At 45.7% G+C, this 24,260-nt stretch carries 15 protein-coding genes and 2 pseudogenes; 5 read left to right on the top strand and 12 right to left on the bottom strand.

All coding sequences use genetic code 11. The features are described from left to right. Window positions 1–192: 192 nt before the first annotated feature. From KQI_RS0100965 to KQI_RS0100950, 4 genes and pseudogenes are all read right to left on the bottom strand, one after another. Window positions 193–742: pseudogene (locus KQI_RS0100965) on the bottom strand (GNAT family N-acetyltransferase). Window positions 743–999: 257 nt separating this feature from the next. Next, window positions 1,000–1,974: an aldo/keto reductase gene (locus KQI_RS0100960; RefSeq protein ID WP_029389971.1), complete on the bottom strand. Its 975-nt coding sequence runs from the start codon at window positions 1,972–1,974 to the stop codon at window positions 1,000–1,002. A 231-nt stretch (window positions 1,975–2,205) separates the two neighbouring features. After that, window positions 2,206–2,709, bottom strand: coding sequence for a ferritin (locus KQI_RS0100955; RefSeq protein ID WP_007430454.1), 504 nt, complete (start codon window positions 2,707–2,709; stop codon window positions 2,206–2,208). A gap of 245 nt (window positions 2,710–2,954) precedes the next feature. Next, window positions 2,955–5,912 carry a glycoside hydrolase family 48 protein gene (locus KQI_RS0100950; RefSeq protein ID WP_010344793.1) on the bottom strand — a complete coding sequence of 986 codons (2,958 nt, stop codon included), beginning with the start codon at window positions 5,910–5,912 and terminating at the stop codon, window positions 2,955–2,957. Window positions 5,913–6,236: 324 nt separating this feature from the next. Here KQI_RS0100950 and KQI_RS0100945 point away from each other — a divergent pair, with 324 nt between their 5' ends. Continuing rightward, window positions 6,237–6,605: a DUF423 domain-containing protein gene (locus tag KQI_RS0100945; RefSeq protein WP_010344791.1), complete on the top strand. Its 369-nt coding sequence runs from the start codon at window positions 6,237–6,239 to the stop codon at window positions 6,603–6,605. A 78-nt stretch (window positions 6,606–6,683) separates the two neighbouring features. Here the strand turns inward: KQI_RS0100945 and KQI_RS0100940 are convergent, their stop codons facing one another. Both KQI_RS0100940 and KQI_RS0100935 read right to left on the bottom strand, forming a co-directional pair. Further along, on the bottom strand, window positions 6,684–7,538 hold the full coding sequence (locus tag KQI_RS0100940; protein WP_010344790.1) for a sugar phosphate isomerase/epimerase family protein: 855 nt from the start codon (window positions 7,536–7,538) through the stop codon (window positions 6,684–6,686). 18 nt (window positions 7,539–7,556) lie between these two features. Beyond that, window positions 7,557–8,291, bottom strand: coding sequence for a thioesterase II family protein (locus tag KQI_RS0100935; RefSeq protein ID WP_029389969.1), 735 nt, complete (start codon window positions 8,289–8,291; stop codon window positions 7,557–7,559). 220 nt (window positions 8,292–8,511) lie between these two features. Between KQI_RS0100935 and KQI_RS0100930 the strand changes: the two genes are divergently transcribed. The 3 genes from KQI_RS0100930 (at window position 8,512) to KQI_RS0100920 (ending at window position 12,861) form a co-directional block, all read left to right on the top strand. After that, window positions 8,512–10,947 (top strand): glycoside hydrolase family 94 protein, encoded by a 2,436-nt coding sequence (locus KQI_RS0100930; RefSeq protein WP_010344787.1) that lies wholly within the window; start codon window positions 8,512–8,514, stop codon window positions 10,945–10,947. Between the two features lie 95 nt (window positions 10,948–11,042). Next, window positions 11,043–12,164, top strand: a complete 1,122-nt coding sequence (locus KQI_RS0100925; protein ID WP_010344786.1) for a GGDEF domain-containing protein — start codon at window positions 11,043–11,045, stop codon at window positions 12,162–12,164. Window positions 12,165–12,342: 178 nt separating this feature from the next. Beyond that, entirely contained in the window at window positions 12,343–12,861 is a 519-nt protein-coding gene (locus KQI_RS0100920) for an NAD(P)H-dependent oxidoreductase (RefSeq protein ID WP_010344785.1), read from the top strand. Window positions 12,862–12,967: 106 nt separating this feature from the next. On the opposite strand, the gene ectB is transcribed toward KQI_RS0100920, so the two are convergent. Then, the gene (ectB, locus tag KQI_RS0100915; protein WP_010344784.1) at window positions 12,968–14,230 is read right to left on the bottom strand and encodes a diaminobutyrate--2-oxoglutarate transaminase; all 1,263 of its coding nucleotides are present in this window, start codon (window positions 14,228–14,230) and stop codon (window positions 12,968–12,970) included. A gap of 552 nt (window positions 14,231–14,782) precedes the next feature. On the opposite strand from ectB, the gene KQI_RS0100910 reads away from it, so the two are divergent. After that, window positions 14,783–15,475: a response regulator transcription factor gene (locus KQI_RS0100910; protein ID WP_010344783.1), complete on the top strand. Its 693-nt coding sequence runs from the start codon at window positions 14,783–14,785 to the stop codon at window positions 15,473–15,475. A 5-nt stretch (window positions 15,476–15,480) separates the two neighbouring features. Here the strand turns inward: KQI_RS0100910 and KQI_RS0100905 are convergent, their stop codons facing one another. The 5 genes and pseudogenes from KQI_RS0100905 to KQI_RS26500 all read right to left on the bottom strand — a co-directional run. Continuing rightward, window positions 15,481–17,829 (bottom strand): response regulator, encoded by a 2,349-nt coding sequence (locus KQI_RS0100905; protein WP_010344782.1) that lies wholly within the window; start codon window positions 17,827–17,829, stop codon window positions 15,481–15,483. 144 nt (window positions 17,830–17,973) lie between these two features. Continuing rightward, window positions 17,974–19,971: a methyl-accepting chemotaxis protein gene (locus KQI_RS0100900; RefSeq protein ID WP_010344781.1), complete on the bottom strand. Its 1,998-nt coding sequence runs from the start codon at window positions 19,969–19,971 to the stop codon at window positions 17,974–17,976. Between the two features lie 394 nt (window positions 19,972–20,365). Next, window positions 20,366–22,477 (bottom strand): annotated as a pseudogene (locus tag KQI_RS0100895) (thioredoxin domain-containing protein). A 357-nt stretch (window positions 22,478–22,834) separates the two neighbouring features. Beyond that, window positions 22,835–23,119: a contact-dependent growth inhibition system immunity protein gene (locus KQI_RS0100890; protein WP_010344778.1), complete on the bottom strand. Its 285-nt coding sequence runs from the start codon at window positions 23,117–23,119 to the stop codon at window positions 22,835–22,837. Between the two features lie 16 nt (window positions 23,120–23,135). Beyond that, window positions 23,136–24,260: RNase A-like domain-containing protein (locus KQI_RS26500; protein ID WP_050543697.1), on the bottom strand; the 1,125-nt coding region annotated here is incomplete at its 5' end.

The raw sequence follows: 24,260 nt of genomic DNA, 5'->3' as shown, positions 1-24,260 counted from the left end.
ACGAGATAAGGGTGGCGCATCATTTTTTACAGCGGTAATCGACCTGCTCATCAATATCCGGTCCATGCTGCCAAATCGTGCTCGGAATTTCCCACCGCAGCATCAGTATGATATCCTCGGCAAATCGGTGAAACTGCTCAACATACCCCTTTCGGCGAACGATTCGGCCTCGTCCGTTCCAGGTGGTCGGGTCTAATTACGTTTAGCCGTCTCGGCTTCAATTTTTCTCACGAATGTAGGTATCAAATAATGCAGGATTCACCACTTTACGCAGTAAATGCATCGTCCCATCCCCAGTTCCGTGATCAAAAGCATGGATACGTTCATATCCCCAACGCTCGTACATGGATAGCAAATATGGATGTTTCTCCGCTGTCGCCAGTGTCACCGCAGGGGCACCCACCTGATCACGAATAATCGCCTGCTCTACCCAGCTCAGCAGTTTTCTCCCATATCCTTTGCCCTGTGCAGCCGGGTCCACAGCGAACCACATCACAAATGGTAAATCGGTTATAAAATTAAGGGCTCTATTTTTCAGATGGCTAACCGTAGCCTGTATGACACCATCAACTTCCAGTACATAGCAATCATTATTTTTAATGTTTTCCTGAATAAGAGCCACGTCTGCCTGAGCGGCAGGCCATTGAAGCCCCAACTGCCGAATCGTTTCGTATGCCTCGTACGTCACATACTGCAATCTTTCGGCGTCCTCCTGTTGTGCCAGACGATAGATTTCGCTCATATTAACCCGCCTTTCTATATTGTCATTTATAATGTGCCTCGGCACTTAGAACGATTAATCCTATCTACTTAATCAGATATGAAGAATAATATTACTGTAGCACGCTCACGATCGCAGCGACTAATTAATTTTTTCTATAGCTACATTTAAAATAACAATGTTCTTGCAAAGGAAGTTGTTATATGCTCATTAAAAAAGCCGAAAACGTCACGCCCACTATTCCGGGGTAACGTTTTCGGCTTATACGCCTGGCTCGCCTACGGCAAACGATAGAACGCAAACGGCTCGCTGCTGCGGAAGGAAAGGCTGGCTTGCTCCAGCTTGTCCAGCGTTGGTGCATCCAGATGAACGGAGACACTGAGCAGATTATGCTGCACCTGCTCTACCTGCGTGGCTCCAACAATAACACTAGAAACGGCGGGCCTGTTCATCAGCCAGGCTAATGACAGCGCCGTGGGCGAAGTGCCCAGCTCTTCAGCGATTTCATTTACTTCGTTTCCGAGTTCAATTCGCTCAGGGCTAAGGAAGCGGCTGAAGTTGGGATCGGTTTCGGCTCTGGAGCCGGCAGGTACGGCACCACCTCCGGCATATTTGCCGGTGAGAATGCCCCCGGCAAGCGGGAAGTAGGGAATAATTCCGATTCCCTGATCGAGGCAGAGCGGGAGCAGCTCCATCTCCGGCGTACGGTCAGCGAGGGAGTAGCTGCACTGAATCGAGACGTACTTGACTAGATTCCGCGCTTCGCTGATCCCCAGCGCCTTCATCATTTCCCAGGCCGCGTAATTGGAAGCACCGATATAACGCACTTTACCTGCGGAGACCATATCGTCAAGTGTGCGTAGCGTTTCCTCCAACGGGGTGTAGGGGTCGAATGTGTGAATCTGGTACAGATCGACATAATCAGTCTTAAGACGGCGCAAGCTGCCTTCAAGCTCCTGCATCAGATGATGGCGGGAAGAGCCGCTCCCCCCGGGTCCTTCGTGCTTCGGAAGACCTGCTTTGGTGGCAAGAACGACAGACTGCCGTCTACCTTCCAGCGCCAGCCCGATCATTCTTTCCGATTCCGAACCAGCATAAATATTGGCGGTATCTATAAAATTAATTCCTTGGTCGAGTGCAGCATGGATGATATTCATCGAAGTCTGCTGGTCAGCTCTTTTACCGAAAGAATTGGTGCCAAGGCCAAGTGCGGACACCTGAAGCCCACTGTTTCCCAAACGATTATATTTCACCCTGTTCATCAGTCCTCTTCCTGTGGATCGTTGTATCTTGGCTGTAAACGGCATTCATACTCATTGGGAAACTGCACAAGTTTCAGGATTTTGCAAAATTCGATTCCAGTCGCTCCAAAGTGCAATATATAGACGAACTAGACCCTTTCGATCTATATATTGTTTATTGGAAGTCGCTTATTGGATTTTTGCAAAATCCTCGTTTAAATAAAACTTGTTTGTACAGGCGTGTTATTCCGCAGGTGCAGTAAAGCTGCGTTTGGCAAACTCACTGTCCAGCATGTAAAAGGCGTTGCTGTCTTTCTCAATACGCTTGAGCTTTTGGATGACCCCGTCGAACAGAGCTTCCTCTTCGACTTGTTCATCGATAAACCATTTCAGGAAATGGATCGTGGCATGTTCACGTGCGTCCAGAGCCAGGTCAGCCAAATGATAAAACTTCTGTGTGTTTTGCTGTTCATGCTTGTAGCCATGCTCAAATACATCCAGCATGGATTCGTAGCTATTTTTAGGCTCGGGTAATGCTGCCAACGTAGCTCGCCCTCTGCGGTCATTAATATATTTGTACAGCTTCATCGCATGAAACCGTTCCTCCTCTGCCTGTACCAGGAAGAAGTTTGCGAATCCATCCAGACTTTCACTGGAGCAATAAGCGGCCATCGCCAGATACACATGAGCGGAGTAAAATTCAAAGTTCATTTGCTCGTTCAGAGCCTGTGCCAAATTGTCATTCATGTCTCAGGTCACCTCGGTCATTATTTGATATGTAGCGTACTTAGTGTAACACAAGAGTGCCTACGGGAATACACGCTGCCTGAGAAATGACAAGGAAAATGACGGTCCCAATTGCCGCAAGCCTATAACCGGCCCAAAATAGAAACCAGCAAGCCTCCGGAGGGTCGGAGACTTGCTGGTTTTCGTTTTTACAGCTCTGTGATGAAAAAAAGTAGGCCACTCTTCACAGAACGATAATACCACTATTAAGGCTGCAAGCCCCATACGAGCTTGTCATTGACATACAGAGGCGCTTTCTCCCATTCTGTATAAGACGATTTGGTTGGATCATAAGAGAAATCGTCACTTTCGTTATAATTGCTCCAATCCGATTTGTTTACACGCGTTTGGATCTCTCCAGTATCCTGTCCTGGTGCCAGAATCCCAGCGCCGGGGCCAAAGGAGACTTCCATGTAATAATCCGCACCGGCCACAGGGGTGTCCAGCTTCACAAACTGAGCCTTGACGTTGCCGTTGCCCATCTGTGCATAGTCACAATGGAATTCCTGTGCTTTATCGCCGTCGATCGTGTAATAATACCGCAGCTTGACATTTTGCAAATCGACAGCTTCCTCGCCCTTGTTTACAATACGGAAGCTTGAACGAATGTGATTGTCACCTGCATTGGTATCACCCACACGGTACATTGCCACCAAATCTCCTGTAGCTGGTACAGGTGCTGCAGTTGGTGTGATGCTAACTTCTTGGGAATCCTCGCTGGTACCCAAGGAACTTGTTGCACTGGCAACATAATAATAGGTTGTATCATTCACTACATTTGTATCCTTGTAAGTGACATCTGTCACAGTTGCTACCGCCTCATAAGGTCCGCCGCTTGTAGTGGAACGTTTGAGTGTGTAGCTCTCTGCGCCAAACATTTTGCTCCAATTCAGTGTAACTTCAGCATCGCCACCAGTTGCCTTCAGATTCTTCGGAACCTTAGGAGCCGTTGGTTCAGCAGTTCCGCCGCCATTAATCAGTCGATCATATTCAGCGTAAGCTGTTGCCATATCAACTTGGGACCAGAAGCGGTGATAAGTGAATTCAGGCGCGCCGTTTTCCCATTTCTTCGTTTCTTTATTAAATGAGTTTTCATATTTATCCTTGACGTAGGACCACATAGGGTCCTTCACAATGTTAGGACGGATATCTGCATAGCTGGAATACGTACCGTTGCCGCCCTTGGAAGAATCGGAAGGTACTGCATCTTTGCCAGGAATGGTGTTGCCTTGTCCTGTTTTACCGCTCCAGCCATTCGGAATGTAGGTCTCCTTGGTAAAGTAGCGAGAGTAGTCTTCATGTGCTTCCTTCGTTGTAATACCCACGCCGTCATTATAGTTCCATGCGGTATCCAGCAAGGATTTGGACAGATCCTTCGCTTCTTTACCCATTTCGGTGTAGTCTCCGTTTTCAGCCTTGGTTCCGGCAGCATAGAAAGTGAGTGCCTTCACATAGCTACCCAATACCCCGATATCTTGTCCCGGATTTTTGGTTACTACATGCAGACCGCTGTTGCCTTTATGGTTTGCAAAGCCGCTCCATTTATCCGGCTGTCCGGTCCATTCGAGGTTGCCTGGCAGCCAGAATTCGCCTTTGGCTTCTTTAGTGGCAACTTTTACATTTTTGCCGCCCATAATACGTTTGCCTTGTGCATCCAGATAGTAGCCTTGTGCGTCAGTCACAGGGCGTTCATTAGCGAATGCATAGTCCTTGGACCATTTAACCCATTTTTCCGTAGCTTGTTTGGCCATCTTGAACTGATCGGAAGAGGTGTCGCCTTTTTTCGCTAAAATGTAATACAGCTCCGCAACACGCTCCATTGGCCAAGCCTGCATGCCGAACCAGTTGTTGGACGGCGGATCATGATATACAGGAGCTGATTCAAAAGCCATGTCATAGAAAGTGCTTGTGCCAGCAGGATATGCTTTATAGGAACCATCCCAGCTGTTCGTCGCTCCGCCTGCAATTGCTCCCTCATCGGATTGCAGCCAAGTGTAGAACTCCAGCTGGCGTTGCAGCGAGGTGCCCCAATCCTGTCCTGCAGTTGGCGATTTTGGAACCAAACCGCCATCCTTGTCGGATAATGCGTATGCCGCTACCACGTTTTGATAGCCTTGGTGCGCATGGCTTGCGCCGATCCGCCAAGCCCAGTTGCCGCCTTGGCCGAGGCCGCCGCCCCATGATGTATACCATGCCATCAGGTAATGGCTTGCATCTTTGCCGGAACCGGATGTTGGGTTTCCGTTAGCACCACTACCGATTTTTTGGAAGTACTTATCGTACATTCCGTAGCGCAAGTAATCGCCCATTTTCTTTGCTTTATTCAAATATACTTCGTTGTCATAACCCAGCTCTTTAGCCCAATACATTGCCTGAACCGCACGAGCATCCGCATCGGTGGCATTCGTATAACGCCATTGTGGAGCAGGATTTTGATCTTCCTTGGTGAAAAGGCTCATGAAGCCTTGGTTAGGCTTGCCGAACTTCTGATTGTCTTGCGACGGATGCGGGATGGCTTCCCAAACCGATTCCTGTCCACCGCGCTGGAACGTATTAATATAAGCAGCGGTATGCGACGGATTCAACAGATTGCCAAAGCCATACCAGTTGTCCACATCCAGCAGCCAGTGCATCAGGTAAGTTTGATTGTTACCATAAGTCGATTTCAGCTCTGAATCCAGCGGGTCTTTACCACCGGCATATTGACCGGTCAGACGGCTCGGATACACATCTGGCTGTGAATACTCCGCTGCATAGGTGGCAGGGCTGTTCGGATTGTAGTTGCTCATCGTAGGCTGAGCTTCTTTACCAGGGATAATATATTTCTCCATGTTATCCCAAGCGGATTCCAGGTTGCTCCAGTCTCCGGTGTAATGGCCATATAGCACTTCGAGCCACATCCAGTAGCTGTACGCTTCCGAGGTCGTAAGGTGACCATAATCCGGGGCTTCACTAATCAGCGTTTCAACTGAATGATAAGGAATCCCTTCCTTTGAAAAATAACCACTAGCCGGATCCTTCAACTGCTTGTACATTTGAAGAAAACGTGTCGCCTCTGACGAGACTGCCGAAGCTGTGACCGATTTTACGGCCGATGCCCCGGCAGGGCTGGCTTGAGCAAAGCCCATAGTTAGCGGAAGCACCAAAACGGCCGACATGACCATTGTGAAAGACTTCCTAAATGCCGATTTCTTGCGTATCACTACTACATCCATCCTCTCCAAAAATAGGTCTTGACTTTACAAAAAACTTTGTTTCAAAAAAAACGACAGCACAAAAAAACAGCATATCACCACACTTTCCTGTATAAAAAAGTAGAGGACACGCTGCCGATCATTCAAAAGCTTCTCATTGGCCCTGTGGAAAAAATATACCACAAACGCCATCAAATGAGAGTTGAAAAAATTAATATCTTTTGGATAATAGTAATGAAAATTGACGAAATCAATCGAAATATGTAGTATTTCACAGAAGGGAGGAAATGAAGTTTGCAAACATTGCTGATTCTCGGCTGTATTATGATGTTTTTAGCAGTAGCTCTCGGAGCCTTCGGGGCTCATGCTTTGAAAAAGAGACTTTCCGCAGACATGATGAGCATATTCCAGACGGGCATTCAATATCAGATCGCTCACGGACTGGGTCTGCTTCTGCTTGGAGCGATTGCAGGGAGTCTTGTTCATACTTCCCTGGTCCTAGCCGCAGGCTGGGTTATGTTCGCGGGAATCCTTTTGTTCTCGGGTAGCCTGTATGTGCTTAGCTTGTCCGGTATCAAAAAGCTTGGAGCGATCACCCCGTTTGGCGGGCTCGCTTTTTTAGCAAGCTGGGTGCTTGTCATCGTGGCGGTTGTACAAGGCTAAGCCCTGCCCAACACAAGAGACTTGGAAAAGTAGACGCTTCCAAGTCTCTTAATAATTTTTGTAATATAAAGGAAATAATTACTTCGTCTGTACTTCCTGCACTTTCTGAGCCGCTAACCGATGGCCTTCGATATAGCGTTTGGATTCGGCCATTTGATGCTCCTGCGCTGCTTCCATAATGATGTGAACCCCCGGCTTATACTGCTCCAGCAGTTCCATGTAGAGGCCATAGTTCATGTCACCAAATCCCGGTGGTACCGTCTCGATCTCACCTGATGATGATAGCTGACGGTCTTTGGCATGCGCTGCGATAATACGAGGTCCCAGCAGTCGGAAAGCTTCGCGAATAATTTCATCCTGCTGTGCCAGATTTTCCGTTTTTAGCAGATTCCCCGGATCAATGACCACACCAATCTGGGATGAAGGTACTTCCTCCAGCAAGGTTGCCAGCTCTGCAGCTGTTCCGACCAAATGATCGTTAGCGGCTTCCAATCCTACGAATACACCCCATTTTTCCGCTTCATCTGCCAATTCACGCACAACCTCTTTGACAACTCTCCAGTCCCGTTCCGTATATGCGCTGCCATCCTCATTACGCCCGACTTCAGCTGCAACGATGGGTGCTCCCAACAGACTCGCGTATCGGATCAGCTCTTTGAAGCGCTCTACATTTTCACGCAACAATTGCTCATCCTGTACAAAAAAATGCAAATAGCACCCGAGCACCGATATGGATACTCCATACTTGCGAAACTCCTCTGCGATAGACAATGCCAATCCTGGGCTCAACTTACCCGGCTTGTTAAAATCCACATCACTGATCGCTCTCCACGGAGCCAGCTGAACATGGGTAAAGCCCGCTGCTCCTACCTTCGCAGCCAGCTCGCGATATGGCAGCTTGCCAAATAAATGTGCCAATACACCTACAGTCACTACAATCACCTCTTCTTTTTAATGTTGTAATCTGTTTATCACTGCGCTGCGTTCCAAATTCTCATTGATGATATGTGTAATTCGTTCCATTTCATCTTGAATAAAAAAGTGCCCTCCGTCAAAGGTGAACATACGAAATTCCTGATCCGTATGCTGCACCCACGCCTCTACCTCCTGCAAGGTCATCGTATGATCAGCCAGTCCTGTCAAAGCGGTAATTGGACAGTGTAAAGGCTCGGGCTTGGCCGTGTATTTATACGTCTCGACGGCTTTGAAATCCGCTCTCAGCACCGGCATGAAATAGTCGTATAATTCTTGATTGTAAAAAATTGCCTCGGAAAGCTGACCATACCGCTGCAAATCTGTCCTGAACTTGTCTGCCGGCAGATCATGTGACCACGGTAAATTTCTTGGGACATGCGGTGCTCGTCCACCGGAAACAAACAGATGAGCAGGCTCGCCGTATCCGCCAGCCACCAGCTTGTAGTACAACTCGAATGCAATCATCGTCCCCATGCTATGACCGTATATGGCATAAGGATCACCGGGAGCTATCTCTTGCCCGATCTTATGCAGTAGATCATCGCTCATCTCCTCGATACTATCCTTTAGCGTTTCTCCGGAACGAATCCCTCTGCCCGCCAGTTCCAGTGGAACAAGCTTAATCTGTGGAAGCAACAGCTTTTTCCATTTAAAGCTGACGGACGCCGATCCACCTGCATATGGAATGAAAAACAATGTAATTGGTACCATTTTGTAACCTCCCGCCTTGCTGAATCCTAACTTTTTCATTTTAGCATAAAAAGGGATATTTACCCATTTCAAATATTTTGCAAATTCAAGAAAAATGGTCAGGGAAATCAAGTACCTTCTGTTTTAGGCAGGAAATATCTTCCTTAGGGAAGAACAGCTTTATGTTTGAATATAATCAAGTGTTGGGTCTTATTTTTCAATTCGAGAGGAGTTCTGTGCCATGAAGTACGGTTTCTTTGATGATTCCAATCAGGAATATGTCATCCACACCCCTCAAACCCCCTATCCCTGGATTAATTATTTAGGCAACGAACGATTTTTTGGACTGATCTCCAATACCGGCGGCGGCTATGCATTTTATCGGGATGCCCGCTTACGTCGCTTGACAAGGTATCGGTACAACAATATCCCTGTCGATAACGGCGGGCGCTATTTTTATATTTATGATGACGGGGATTATTGGACTCCGGGCTGGATGCCGGTCAAACGAAAGCTGGATCAGTATGAATGTCGCCATGGACTTGGTTATACCTCCATTATGGGGGAACGAAACGGTATTCGGGCTACCCAGCTGGCTTTTGTGCCGCTATCTTTTGATGGTGAAGTACATCAGGTCAAGCTTCAGAACACCTCATCACAGACCAAAAGGATCAAGCTCTTTTCTTTTGTGGAATTTTGCCTGTGGAACGCCTATGATGATATGATCAACTTTCAGCGTAATTTAAGCACAGGCGAGGTCGAAGTACAAAATTCTGTCATTTATCATAAAACGGAATACCGCGAACGCCGCAATCACTATGCTTTTTTCTCTGCAAATTGTCCGCTGGCGGGCTTCGATACAGACCGTGAAGCTTTTCTGGGGCTCTATAACGGTCTGGATCAGCCTCAGACAGTCATTGCAGGGCAGGCTTCCAACTCTATTGCCAGCGGCTGGTCTCCCATAGGATCGCACTGTATTGAGGTCATGCTGGAGCCGGGCGAGGAAACAAGTTGTAACTTCGTACTCGGTTATGTGGAAAATCCGGAGGATGAAAAATGGGAGTCCCCCGGCGTCATTAACAAAAAACAGGCCCAGGCCATGATTGCACAATTTGCGAATGCATCCGATGTAGAACATGCCTTGGGCGAGCTGCGAGCCTACTGGAATAATCTCCTGTCCAAGTACATCATTCAAAGCCACGATGATAAACTGAACCGAATGGTGAATATATGGAACCCGTATCAATGTATGGTCACGTTCAATATGTCACGTTCCGCTTCGTACTTCGAATCCGGTATCGGACGTGGTATGGGCTTCCGGGATTCGAATCAGGATTTGCTCGGCTTCGTTCACCAAATACCGGAGCGTGCACGAGAACGGATTATCGACATCGCCTCTACTCAATTTGAAAACGGCGGAGCTTACCACCAGTATCAGCCACTAACCAAAAAAGGAAATCACGAGATTGGCGGTGGCTTTAACGACGATCCGCTATGGCTTATTGTCGGTACCGCAGCGTACATCAAAGAAACTGGAGACTTCGGCATACTGGACGAACACGTACCTTTTGACGGGAATGCAGACCACACGGCTACGCTGTTTGAGCATTTGAAGCGTTCTTTTTACCATGTTGTAGGCAATCTCGGTCCACATGGTCTTCCGCTCATTGGTCGGGCTGACTGGAACGATTGTCTGAATCTTAACTGTTTTTCAAATACACCGGATGAATCCTATCAGACCACACAAAATTTGGAGGGCCGCGTAGCCGAGTCGGTGTTCATCGCCGGACTATTTGTATATACAGGACCGGATTTTGTTGAACTTTGCAAGCGCAGAGGATTGGATAGCGAAGCAACTGCAGCTCAAGCACATGTGGATCGTATGCGGGCATCCACTTTGAAGCATGGTTTTGACGGAGAATGGTTCTTACGTGCTTACGACCACTACGGAGAAAAAATAGGCAGCAAGGAATGTGAGGAAGGCCAAATTTTCATTGAACCTCAGGGCTTCTGTGTCATGGCAGGAATTGGCGTCGAGGAAGGTCTGGCTCAAAAAGCTCTCGATTCCACACGTGATCGACTGGAAACACCCTATGGCATTGTACTGCAAAATCCGCCTTATTCTCGCTACTACATCAATCTGGGTGAAATCTCTTCTTACCCGCCAGGATACAAGGAAAATGCCGGGATTTTCTGTCACAACAACCCGTGGATCATGATGGCAGAGGCTGTAATCGGGCGTGGAGATCGTGCTTTTGAGCTATATAGCAAAATTGCCCCAGCCTATCTGGAGGACATCAGCGACATTCATCGTACGGAGCCGTATGTATACGCGCAAATGATTGCAGGCAAGGATGCCGTTCGTGAAGGAGAAGCCAAAAATTCCTGGCTGACTGGCACAGCGGCCTGGAACTTTATAGCCATCACCCAATCGATTCTTGGTATTCAGCCGGAATGGGATGGACTGCGCATTGATCCGTGCATTCCTAAGGCCTGGGATGGGTATACAGTCACCCGCGTCTTCCGCGGCGATACCTACGTGATTCAGATCATGAATCCCCAGCATGTATCCAAGGGTGTAGCTGCAATTACTGTGGACAACACTGCCCTTACAGACACTCTTCTGCCTGTTGCAGGTGATGGTGCTATCCATCAGGTAAAGGTGTTGATGGGCTGACAAGTGCGTGGCTCTGCAAAAAATTAGCTTCAACTTCATCAGATAGTATCTTATAATACGAGAATGGCTAAAGATACATTAAGTGTGGTGACATCATGAACAAAACAAAACAGGATACTCAAACAATGGATTACATTACAAAACAAAGTCGCTGGGTACGTAAAATGCTATTGCTTTACTGGATGATCATAGCAGTACATTTTATCGTTCAGCTTGGAAGCTATCTATTTCTCGACTACTGTGCTACACCTTATGAATTTTACATTGGAACCCTTATTGTTCCCACGCTAATCATGTGCGGTTCCAACTTACTTGCAGAGCTGGCTCATCATAAATGCAAGCGGTTTTCTTTTTCAATCCTGTTTATGGCGAGTACGGTTATTTGCTGGATGATTATTCGTTTAAACTATGATATCCGGATTATTACGGCATTGTGCCTGCTGCCCATCTTCTCATCTATCCTGTTTTTCAATCGTCGCCTGATATGGCTTTCCTTTGTCTTGCAAATTGTAGTCTTTTTTCTATTACTGGCTATTGATAGTTCTTTTCGTAGCTACTTGTCGGACTTTGACATCGTAGCCATTCCAACATTTTTGATGATGTCTACCTTTATTGCACTCATCATTCAGGCCAGCGGTCGTGATCTGCTAGTGGATTTGCATAAAACACAACACGCTCAGCAGGAGTTGATGATCAGTAACGCGATTATAAGCAAAATGTCAATGACCGATGGACTGACAAAGCTATACAATCATTTATCGTTCCAAACTTTTTATGAGAAAGCACTTGAATATGCCAAGCAAGGTGCTATTATCCACTTAGCGGTAGTAGATATTGACAATTTCAAGAAAATTAATGACACTTACGGACACCAGTTTGGAGATAAAATTTTGGAAAGCATCTCGCAAATCATTACAGAACAGATTACAGCCAATGACATTCCAGCCCGGTATGGCGGTGAGGAATTTGCTATTCTGATGTTCGAGCATACTTTTGAGGAAGCTTATCAGATTGTCGAGTGCATCCGTCATGAAGTGGAGCAGATGACCTTTGCCGAGAAAATGCAAAGCGTTTCCGTGACCGTAAGCATCGGATTAAAAAGCTATTCGGAAGAAATGAACAAAGATACATTCTTCCAGGGAGCGGATGACTATTTGTATCAAGCCAAGCGTTCTGGAAAAAATAGGATTGTTGCTGAGCTTGACCATATCGCTTAATGTAAAAAATACTTCATTTGATGAGACTCCGGCATGAGCTTGCCGGAGTTTTTTTATGTAGCGTTTGTTTAAAAATTTAAGGAGTTGACAATCTTATTAATTGAAACTAAAATAGTTACACATATATATATTGGTAATTTACTTACAAAAAATCAGTTTAAAGGAGATGCTTTTCATCATGTCGACACTCGTAATTGTCGTTCACCCTAATCTTGCGGAGTCTCGCATTAACAAAAGATGGGTACAAGAGCTCAAGCAGCAATCCGGCGTGACGATTCACAACTTGTATGAAGTATACCCGGATGAGCAAATTAACGTCGCTCAGGAGCAGGAACTGCTAGAGCAGCATGACCGCATCGTTCTGCAATTCCCTTTGTACTGGTACAGCACTCCTTCCCTGCTGAAAAAATGGCAGGATAAGGTTCTAACTTACGGTTGGGCTTATGGAAGTGAAGGCGACAAGCTGCAGGGCAAAGAGCTGTTAATCGCCTTGTCTGCTGCCAGTGTTGAGGAAAATTATCAACATGACGGACGGAATAGATATACGATTGAAGAGTTGTTGAGACCTCTGGAAGCTACAGGTCATATGGTTGGCACCAAGTTGCTGCCTTATTTCGTACAATATGATGCCGCAGGACTGACCGATGAGCAGTTGGAGCAATCTGCACAAAAATACGTACAAACGGTTATTTCTTAAGTTTTACGCTAAAATCCCCTTGGACGGCAGCTGTCTTCTGCTTCATAGCAGATGGCAGCTCCAGCCAAGGGGATTTACTAATCGCTTTACAAAGGTTTACAAAAATTTATAAAGTGACTAAAGTACTGGACACCTGAACCATACTTTCTTTAATAATGTTGCAGCCTTTTCGCAAATTTTCCAAACTTATTGTTAACGCAGGCATAATTTTAATGACAGTATCGTTACGTCCAGCCCGTTCAATGATAAGGCCATTTTTAAAGCAGAGAGTAGCTACCTCCTTGGCGAACGCTTCTCCCAGATGAGACACATCAATTCCCCAGATCAGACCCAAACCGCGAATTGCAATGAGCGGGTCGACGGTTTGAATATGCTCACGCAAAAATTGCTGCACAAATGCCTCTTTTTCCTTCACCTCTGCTTCCAGCCCTACCATATCCCTAAACTCCAGTGCTGCCTTGGCAGCGACAAAGGCAAGCTGATTTCCGCGGAAGGTTCCATTGTGCTCACCAGGACTCCATATATCCAATTCCGGCTTGAGCAGCAAAAGAGACATCGGCAGTCCGTATCCGCTGATCGATTTAGACAAGATAACCATATCAGGAACGATCCCCGCCCGTTCAAACGAGAAAAACGAGCCAACCCGGCCACAGCCGACCTGTATATCGTCAACAATCAGCAAAATATCATGGTCATCGCACAACTGCCGCAAATCACGCAGCCATTCGTTATCTGCAATGTTAATACCGCCCTCGGCCTGTACCGTTTCCAGAATGATGGCAGCTGGCTTTTCTACCCCGGAATGGGTATCCGTTAAAAGCTGTTCCATATATAAAATGGTATCCATTCCATTAAACGTACTGTTAAAAGGAATAAAAGTGACGTTATTCAGGGATATACCGGCGCTTTCTCGCATGGAGTTGTTACTGGTAACAGACAGACTGCCTAACGACATGCCGTGGAACGCACCCATAAAAGCAAAAATCCCATTTCTTTTTTTGACCTTGCGTGCAAGCTTCAGTGCTGCCTCCACCGCATTGGTTCCCGTTGGTCCGCAAAATTGCAGCTTATAATTTAAGCCCTTAGGCTGGAGAATATGCTCGGAAAAGGATTCTATAAACTCTTGCTTGGCCGTCGTATACATGTCCAGACCGTGCATGATCCGATCGGAGGTTAAATAATCCAGAATCCGACTTTTCATAAAATCATTGTTATGCCCGTAGTTCAAGGCCCCTGCCCCGGCAAAAAAGTCAATATATCCCTCTCCTGCCTCTGTGTACAGCACATCGTTTTTGGCTTTGTTGAAAACAACCGGAAAGCTTCTGCAATAGGATCTTACATTGGACTCCAGCGCTTCGAATGTGTTCATTGATTTCTCGTCCTCCCGCTGACCTGATTTGGATAAATACAAGCATGGAAAGCAAAAAAATGTAAATATGTAATCTAAAATGAAGCGACAATCTGAATCACAATGGGGCTGCCACACCAAAGAATGCTAGAATACGATCACGAAAATGATTAGAGTACGAAAAAATGATATATAGAATAGCATGTCTGAGAGTAGATTACATTCAGCAGATATGGGGTGGGGTTTTCTAAGGGGCTTATCAGTAGATGTCACTCCTATGTAATAAAATACCATGATTATTTTTGAAGTCAATGCATGTTTCTGGTGTGATTTGTTAATTTTTTGTAATAGAATGACAAAACCTTGCTGTTTATTGTTAAAACAGTTCGAAAATTGTCGTATTATGGTTTTAAACCTCAAAAATAGTGCATTTCCATATCAAATAGATATAAATCCGAGTTTTTTGTTCATAGATTTGCCGCAATCTACCTGATCTTTTGACAGACTGACCAAAGGAGTTTACTCTATCAGAAAGAACGTGCCAAATTTAAAAACAGATAAGGAAACATCAACATGTCTAATGTTTTAATTATTGAAGATGATAATATGCTTGGCGACACACTTTCCTTGTATTTGACAGGTGAGGGTTATAACGTGACCAGAGTGACACAAGCGACTAAGGGGATTACTCAGCTTGATATCGTACAGCCTGATATTATCTTGCTGGATCTGTTGCTTCCAGACCTGGACGGCATAAATCCCTGCCCACTGATACGCAGGCATACGGATGTGCCAATCATCGTGATTTCTTCAGAAAACAACATCTCAGAGCGCATTCGTACACTTACATTGGGAGCAGACGATTATATTTGCAAGCCTTTTAGTATGCAGGAGCTAAAGGCACGAATCGAGGCTCTTTTCCGACGTATTGAAATTACACGATTACAGGGAAAAGGCCTTACGCCTGAAGCCGAATCTGAAACAGACATTGTTCTGGATCTGGCGCGAAGAATGATTACCGTTAATGGGCAGATTGTGGAGATGACATTTTCGGAATTTGAGATTATGAAGCTTTTTTATTTGAACCGGGGAATTGTATTCAGCCGATATGCCTTGATTCAAGCCCTCCGTGGCACAGACTCCTTTATTAATGAGAGGGCTGTAGACGTACATATCAACCATTTGCGCAGAAAAATCGAACAAGACCCTAAAAAGCCAAAACTGATCAGGACTATATGGGGAATTGGTTATAAATTTATGCAGTAGCACGATCAGTTCCAGGGAACCGATGACTTGATTTCGTTAATCTTTTTTTGAACCAACTTCAATTGCTCTCGCCATTCTGGATACAGCTCCCCCGCTGAGGTTTCATAGCTACGCTTCAATCGCTTTTCCAGTACGATGGCTTTTGCCAGCAGCTCGGACGCGCACAGGTTCCCTGCTCCTCCCTTAAGCGAGTGGATTAACCGGAGAGCGGCAGATAACTGCCGGTTGTCCATTTTCCTCGTTATTCTTTTGTCGAAATGCTGATATTCCTGAATCCATTTGTAAAGAGCGAATTGAAAAATATATACCTTTCCATCCATTCCAGCTATCGCCTGTTCCGCGTGAACGCCTTGTAATTCTTGCAGCCACGCTAAATGAATCCAGCTGTTTAACATTCTTACAGCATTCAGTTCATGGACAGGCTTGAGCAGCACCGCATTAATGCCTGAACGAAGGCAAATCTCCTGCTCATGCTGTCCGGCATCGGCTGTAAAGGCGATAATGGGCAGTCTGTTAAAAGCTTTCTTTCTGCGAATATGTCTGGCCGTTTCAAAGCCATCCATCTCCGGCATATGCAGATCAAGCATTACCATATCCCAAGGACGCAGCTCCAGTGACTCTAACAGCTCTCTTCCGTCTGCAACCATGGTTACTTCAAAACCGCGCTCTGCCAGGAACTCGGTAATCACCACCTGATTAATCTCATTGTCTTCCGCTATGAGAATTTGATATTTTTGTACTGACACTGCCTTTTCTTTTTCCAGCCCCCAGTCGATAACCTCCAGCAGAGCGTTCCGAGTCACGGGCTTGGACAAAAAGGCATCCAGCCAGCTATTTTCTTCCCCTGTCGCTAACCTTTCCATCTGGAACACGGTTGTAAGTCCAATCACCCGAGTCATCTGTATATCCAGCAATTGTAACCATGATCTCCTTGCCTCCAGTTCTTTGAAACCATCCATACTCATATCGACTATAACCCAATCAAATGGTTCACCCTTTTCAAAAGCCTTCACACATTCCTGAAAGGATGAAACGGTGCGCGTTTCTAGGCCTGTGCCTTGCAGTAATTCGTTCAGGCTATATCTCAACAGCTCGTGCCGCACAACAATCAAGGCTTTGCCGTTTATTTGGTTTTCTATCCGCGTACCTTCCTGATGTAATTCCCCGATATCCAGCTCGACATTGAAGTAAAATCGACTATATTCTCCCAATCGGCTTTCCACCTCTATATTTCCATCCATCGCTTCAGCCAAATGCTTGCTAATGGCCAACCCCAGCCCCGATCCCCCATAGCGGCGGCTGGTTGATGGTTTCGCTTGGGTAAAAGGGATAAACAGCTTGTCCACACACTCCTCGGAAATACCTATGCCTGTATCCTCCACCATAAAGGACAACGCTACCCGTCCGTTCTGCTGGCTCAGCATTTTTACCTGTAGTAATACATGCCCCTGATCCGTGAACTTGACGGCATTGGCCAGAAGGTTTAAAAGCACCTGCTCCATTCGGAATGAATCACCTTTAACGCTTTTGGGTATATTGGGAGCCGTTATAAAAACAACCTCTACTTTTTTGTGCTCCAGTAAAGTACCTACTGTATCTGCAAGGTGCCGAAGCATTGTTTCCGGCTCAAATTCAATCCTTTCCAATTCCAGACTGCCTGCTTCCATTTTGGAGAAGTCCAGTACGTTATTGAGCATGGACGACAGGGTCCGTGATGAGGCGAGGAGCTTGTGAAGGTAGTCTTTTTGAACAGCCGTCAGTTCTGTCTTGTTCAACAGCTTCGACAGACCCATGATCCCACTCAGCGGTGTGCGAATTTCGTGACTCAGGTGAGCCATAAAAACGCTTTTGGCATGGTTAGCCTCGTCCATCTCCATTCTTTTCTGCTCTGAAGCTTTATACTCCGTTATATCCATTGCATGACCGATGACATACTTGGTGATCCCGTCCTCCCTGATCGGATGTAATATAATTAAAGCCGAGTATTCCCAAAGCTTCAACTCAAATACCGTCCGGTCACCGAACCATGCCTGTTTGTAGTATTCACCAAGCTGATCCAGCGTTTCAGAGGAAAGCTTAAAAATGTCCCCGAGCCGCTCTACATGCTCCCTTCGATTGTAGCTGACTTGCAGATCCAGACCCATCCGCTCCAGCAAGCCTCCTTCAAGCAGCCTGTAATAAAATTCGTCGCCGCTTTTCTCCAGCTTGAAGGTAAAGCCAGGTTGAACCCGAAGCAGACTTAGAAGATCTCGATTTTGATCCAATAAACGTTGTATGATCTTTTGCCGGATGAGCAGAGAAATCAAAACCATTAATAATAGCACGATAGCATACAGCACCAAGTCGCGAACCAAGTGTTCTCCCTCCTGTAATCTCCCCTACTTTGTAAGCTATATTGAACATATAAAAAACTCAGGACAGATTCCTTATGCCATAAGGCTTAAAGAACTGTCCCGAGCATTCATTGCCCTATAGATTCCATACGGTTCAAGTTCGTATTAATATTTGAAACGACTGATCATCGACTTCAACTCAGCAGCCATTGTGGATAGCAACTGAGCAGAAGCCGAGATTTCCTCCATGGAAGCCAGTTGCTCCTGCGAGGAAGCGGCGACTTCCTCTGACGTAGCGGCATTACCGGTTGCAATCGTCGCCAGCTCGTTGGCTGTCGCTGTAATCTCCTGCACACTGGCTGATATCTGTTGTGCAATCCCGGCGACTTCCTCCACCTGAGGTGTTGTCTCTCGAATGCCCTCCATCGCTTGTCCCAGCTTGACAATAGTCTCCTTGGAAATCTGCAGCCCATCCTGTACCTCAGTCGTAACTTGGTTCATCGTCTGCACCGTAGCTTGCGTTTCATGTTGAATTTCAGTAATCAATGTGGCAATCTGTGTAGCAGACGCCTGCGATTGCTCTGCCAACTTGCGCACCTCATCAGCAACGATCGCAAAGCCCTTGCCATGATCACCTGCTCTGGCCGCCTCAATGGCTGCATTCAGGGCCAGCAGGTTCGTCTGGTTGGATATATCGCCGATAACCTTCGTAATTTCGCCGATTTCCTGAGACCGGGCTTGCAACGTTTGAATCATCCGGTTAGATCGCTCTACCGACTGGTGAATGGAATCCATCTGTTCTCCCGTCTGCTCAACGGACTTTCGTCCTTCCTCTGCTTGCAATGAGGATCGTCTGGCCAAATCCGCTACCGAAACTGAGCGTTCCGCGATTTGTGTAACCCCTTGTGCAATTTCATTCAGCGACACCGAATTATTTTCCAGGCCTGTAGTCTGCTTTTCCGCTCCGCTGGCAATTTCCTGGACAGCCTGAGACACCTGCTCACTTGCAGCACTGGTTTGTTCTGCGCTTACCGTTAGCTCATTCGAGGATCTGGCGACATGATCTGCACTATCCCCTACGTTCTGAATGACAGATCGCAAGTTATCCTGCATATTTCTGAAAGCCAGTCCCAGTTGTCCGATCTCATCCTCACTCTTTACTTGAATGTCCTGCGTCAGGTCCCCTGCGCTCACATTCACCGCTTGTTCTTTCAATTTTATAATAGGCTTGATAATCGAGCGAATCAGGAAATAGACAATGATTATGCCTACCACAAGACACCCGGCAATCGTAAGCAAAGTGCTGATCAAAATCGGCTGTGCTGCTTCATCCACTTCAGATAAATACAGCGTTCCGCCTATCTTCCAGCCTGTCAGCTTGTTGGTCGCAAAATTCATATATTTGGGCTGACCTTCATACTGATACTCGTATTCACCCGCGTCGCTCTCATACATGCGTGATTCAGTATCTGCAATTTTGGCACCTGTTGCCTTCGTCGGATGAACAATGTAAGTACGATTGCTGTCCAGCAATATGGCATAACCCTCATGGCCTACTTTAATATCGTTCAAAGTCTGTTTAATTCCGCTAATCTTCAGATCAATGCCAATAACACCCGAACCATCCGGCGTGGCCTTGGACACCGTGACTGTCATTTGCTTGGAGGATGCGGAGAGATAGGGCGAGCTGATCACTGTTTTGCCTTGTTCCTTCATGGCTTCCTCATACCAAGATCTAACACGAGGATCATAGTTATCGGGTAATTCCTTCTGCGGATAGGTAGTAAATTTACCTTCCTTTGTGCCATAATAAATGGATTCTGTTTCAGGATGGAGTGTAATATATTGCTTGAGAAATTCCTCCAGCTCTGCTGTCTTTTCCTCCGTCTCTACTCGATTGCCTTTTAGCCTTTCAGCAAAATATTCTGCGTCATATACCTTAGGTGAAACAGCACTGTCAATAACATAATTAGTGCGGACAATAGCCTGCTCGGCGCTATATTCAATCTGGTTTCGAATCTGCTGGCTGGCGCTCATAAACGACAACCCCCCAATAATCAAGGACGGTATGATCAAAAAAGCGATAAAGGCTACCATCAGCTTCATCTTAAAATTTTTGCCGAGCTTCCCTCCCACAAGCCATTTTCTCGAAAACTTCTTCATCATCAACATCTCCATTTCATCATTAAGAATGTTTGTATACGGTGAACCACTTCGTGTTACCAGTGATATTCACTCGACAAATCCATTTTCCGTTCTTTATCAACTCCCCCTAAAATGCTTGTACACATAATGTTATAAACATAGTAGCGAGTAGGTCTATGTACTTAGTTTTGAATGCAGCAAGGCTCCCTGGAACCGTTTCCTTAATGTAATATACCTAAAAAATATTAAAAAAAATGCGCTATAGATGTTAAGAAAATGTTAGTTTCAATTCACTATGCCTACCTCTTAACATAAAATAATCCCCTTGAAGGTGGCATTCATAGGGTTATTTTTGTAAAATCACCATATGCTTGCCCCAAAGGGGATCAGGTTTGTTTTTATTTAATTCTATTCAATCCAGCAAAGCCTTAAGATCGTCAAGACTGGTTACAGGTGCCTGACAGGCAAAATGCTCACACATATACACAGCCGGCTTACCATCGATGAGCGTATAGTCATGGATATAAGGGACTATGTCTGCGATTGCAGGCTGCCCTGCATCCTTTAAAATAACAACTGTATTCGGCCTGAATCCAGCTTGAATCGCCCGAATGAATTGAAGCGTCTGTGGGTCATCACGCTGGCCTACAACCACAATTTCCTTCGTCGTCCCGGTCGCGTACAACAACGAGCTTAGCAAAGCCGAATATGCTGACGGATCATAAGAAACCATACCCCCAAAAGCCTTGAACTGCTTTGCTGCATAGTCCTCCAATCGGGCTTCACCCGTCAGTCGTGCCAGCCGCACCAAATTATGGGCCGCGATGCTGTTGCCGGACGGGATCGCACCGTCGTAGATTTCCTTAGGCTTGGCAATGAGTTGCTCACTATCTTTCCCATAAAAGAACAAACCATGATGCTCCTCATCCCAAAACAGATCAATCATATTCTGATTGAGCGTCAGCGCCCGTTGCAGATATTGTACATCAAAGGTCGCCTGATACAGCTCAATCAAACCCCACACATAAAAAGCATAATCATCCAGATATCCGGGATAAGCCGCATCACCATCCCGATAACGCGCCAGCAATCGCCCGTTCGCCCGTCTCAGGTGATTCCACAGGAACGACTCTGCCTTCTGTGCCCGTTCCGTATAGATGACGTCCCCAAAAGCCTGCCCTGCCTTAGCCAATGCAGCGATCATCAGCCCGTTCCACGAGGTCAAGATCTTGTCATCCTTGTGAGGATGAACCCGCTTTTCCCTGACTGCAAACAGCTTGTCTCGCAGTTCACGTACCCGATCTTCTAACTCTTGTTTAGTCAGGTCATGCTTCAGCCCGTAGGCTTCCAGATTGATATCAATCAGGTTTGGAATGTTGTGGCCTTCAAAATTACCATAAGGCGTAATCCCGTATAAATCGTTAAAAAAAGCAGCGTCCCGATCACCCAGTACAGCCCTTATTTCAGCCTCATTCCAGACGTAGAACCTGCCTTCTTCTCCTTCGGAATCGGCATCTTCCGCCGAATAGAAGGCTCCCCCCACATCCGTCATATCCCTTGCAATATATGTAAAAATTTGTTCTGCAATCTGCCGATACAGCCCCTTGCCCGTAACTTGCCAAGTCTCTGTATAAGCAATGGCAAGCAGTGCATTATCATACAGCATTTTTTCAAAATGCGGCACCAGCCACTTCTCATCCACTGAATACCGCGAAAATCCCATGCCCACATGGTCGTAGATTCCACCCCGATACATCGCATCCAGCGTCTTCTCTGCCATTTCCAGTGCCTGCTGATTTCCGCTATGCTGTGCATATCGCAGCAAAAAGGACAAGTTATGCGGAGCAGGAAATTTAGGTGCTTCTCCAAAGCCGCCATATTCCTTGTCGAAGGTGTGGCTGTATTGATGGAAGGCTTTATTCAAGCTCTGTTCGTCCAGCTCACCGCGATATCCTGCAAGCATGTCCTGCCGCTCGTGCTCTGTCAGCACCTGTTCACTCAGCTCCACCAGCTCTTCGGGCTGTTCTTTCCACCGGGTTCCCACCTTGTCCAGCAGCTCCAACAGACCGATACGGCCAAACTTTTGCTCCTTGGGCAAATACGTACCCGCAAAAAAAGGCTTCTGATCCGGCGTCATCAGAATCGTCAACGGCCAGCCCCCATGCCCGGTCATTGTCTGGCAGATGGACATATAAATATGGTCCACATCCGGACGTTCCTCCCGATCCACCTTAATGGATACGTAGTCCCGGTTTAATATCTCCGCAATCTCTTCATCCTCGAACGACTCTCTTTCCATTACATGACACCAATGACAAGTTCTTATATTATACCTATGTTAGCCCGAAGGCTAACTATAGCCTATACTTAAAAATACAGGTTTTCCCTCTCGTTTAGCCTTTGTAAAGGCTTCAGGACTCCATGAAAGCCAGTTTACAGGGTTATGGGCATGTTGTAAGAGGTACGGGCTTCTTTCGCTAATAAGGCTATTTGTATGCTTGTGCTTAACGGTTTCGTCACGCATCTTAAATCACTCCATTCATGAAAAATAGGGAGTCTTCATTGACTTCCTTATAGTTTGCCCAATTTTATGAAATTGTTATATGTATGATTGATATTATTTCTTGCTTGATCTGAAATGCTATTTAAAGCTCTTATGATGACTGAGAAGGAAAAGCTCTCCTTCTCATACCACAACTAATTTGCTTTACAAGTAATTTGAATATAGCACAAATATTTGCCATGGTTGATAGTGGAGCATGGTGTATGCAAATATTCCATAACCCTTTATTCAGATAGGATAAGCACACAAAAAGCTCATCCTCTTTTTAGGAGTGAGCTGATTGTCGCATTTTTATTCTATCGCTCTACAAGATCATATTTATTTATCTCCGTGTAATTTTGTCAGTAACAACTCAATCATGCGCTCGATCTTTTTAATGTTCAAATTTCTTTGTCCATATAAATAAACAAATTCTTGTATGCTATCCCAAGTCTTTAGTTCATTTATTTCTTCGATCTCCTGAGTCAGACCTTCAACATAAGCAGGTAACTCCCTACTTTTGAACTCCTCAATTAAGTTCTCTAAATCAGCGAAATCCATACTCCAATTAAAATAACTCTCTATAAAATACTTTAAATTTTCATAATTCGCTTCTTGGTTCATATATTATTCTCCTCTTTTATTTAAAAACAGGATAACCCGTAATAATTCTATATCCGGTAGGCATAGAGGAATCTTTTACTAAATACAGTTGGGACTTTGACAAGTCATTTGTTACATGCTTTGAAGATGAGTTTCCTCCATTCTTTACGTCTACGCCTCGCCCAATAGAAAACTCGTGATCCGCTTTTGTTATGAGATATCCTCTAGAATTAGGGTTCTCTATCCATTCTGCAATCTTATCTGCGTTTCTTCTGATATTCTCTTGCGTGGATTTGAGAGCTATACTTTTATCTGAAAATGTTGTAGAAGGAACTCCTTCTTGGGAGGCACGTTTTATTAATTCTTCTTTTGTCTTGCCAACGTGCTTTTGAAGCAGATGCCCACCATTAGACTCCATTTCATCTAATATATTATTATTTACGTTTTTACGTATATCATTGGCTTTACTTTTTAAGATTTCGGTCTTAGAATTCCCTTCTCCTTTCGCCATTTGCCACAATTCGGCTGAGCTTTTCCCAATTCCGCTTGCACTTTTAACTGCGGTGGTGCTTCCATGTGCTGCTAAAGCTGCTGAGCCAATCAATCCAGGTACTCCGATTATACTACCAACTCCCGTAGATGAAACAGCAACTGATAATCCTTCTCCACCTATTCCAGCTACTACCTCACCAGCCCCCTGCAATGTCGTAGCTACGTGACCGAGAATTTCGCCTACTTTAGCTGCCATAGGATGATCATAGTCACGGTCTTTGTCGGGCATCATCCCCAAGGTTAAATCCTCCTGAATGGCTCCTTTTGCTCCTTGCGCATCATCCCATAAAATTTCTCCTTGAAGCTTACTAGCTTCCATCTGGGCTTCTGCCTTGGTGATCTCAGCTTGTCCAATTTGTTCAAAAATTTTATGTAGCCAACCTTCATCGCTGGTTTTAATAGCTACACCATTTCCCGGTACATCCAGTACCACTTTTTCTCCATCCACTTGTGTAAAGTTTTTTGAGATAAAAATGAGTTCCTGTGCTACTGTCGATAGCCGTTCAAGCGTCACGCCCATGGATTGTCTAGAGACCTGAAAATCTTGGAAAAACCTCTCTCGGGTAGCACCAGACCAGCCTTGTTGGACAAAATCAATTCGTCCACTCAA

The sequence above is a fragment of the Paenibacillus peoriae KCTC 3763 genome (assembly GCF_000236805.1).
GTDB lineage: Bacteria > Bacillota > Bacilli > Paenibacillales > Paenibacillaceae > Paenibacillus > Paenibacillus peoriae.
The sequence above is the reverse complement of the archived record's forward strand: the minus strand, read 5'-3'. Positions and strand labels throughout refer to the sequence as shown.

What these genes read in the sequence shown, in the direction of transcription:
- KQI_RS0100900 (WP_010344781.1), bottom strand. Translation starts at nt 19,971, where the DNA reads ATGAAGAAGTTTTCGAGAAAATGGCTTGTGGGAGGGAAGCTCGGCAAA.
- KQI_RS0100925 (WP_010344786.1), top strand. Translation starts at nt 11,043, where the DNA reads ATGAACAAAACAAAACAGGATACTCAAACAATGGATTACATTACAAAA.
- KQI_RS0100935 (WP_029389969.1), bottom strand. Translation starts at nt 8,291, where the DNA reads ATGGTACCAATTACATTGTTTTTCATTCCATATGCAGGTGGATCGGCG.
- KQI_RS0100920 (WP_010344785.1), top strand. Translation starts at nt 12,343, where the DNA reads ATGTCGACACTCGTAATTGTCGTTCACCCTAATCTTGCGGAGTCTCGC.
- KQI_RS0100890 (WP_010344778.1), bottom strand. Translation starts at nt 23,119, where the DNA reads ATGAACCAAGAAGCGAATTATGAAAATTTAAAGTATTTTATAGAGAGT.
- ectB (WP_010344784.1), bottom strand. Translation starts at nt 14,230, where the DNA reads ATGAACACATTCGAAGCGCTGGAGTCCAATGTAAGATCCTATTGCAGA.
- KQI_RS0100950 (WP_010344793.1), bottom strand. Translation starts at nt 5,912, where the DNA reads ATGGTCATGTCGGCCGTTTTGGTGCTTCCGCTAACTATGGGCTTTGCT.
- KQI_RS0100955 (WP_007430454.1), bottom strand. Translation starts at nt 2,709, where the DNA reads ATGAATGACAATTTGGCACAGGCTCTGAACGAGCAAATGAACTTTGAA.
- KQI_RS0100930 (WP_010344787.1), top strand. Translation starts at nt 8,512, where the DNA reads ATGAAGTACGGTTTCTTTGATGATTCCAATCAGGAATATGTCATCCAC.
- KQI_RS0100910 (WP_010344783.1), top strand. Translation starts at nt 14,783, where the DNA reads ATGTCTAATGTTTTAATTATTGAAGATGATAATATGCTTGGCGACACA.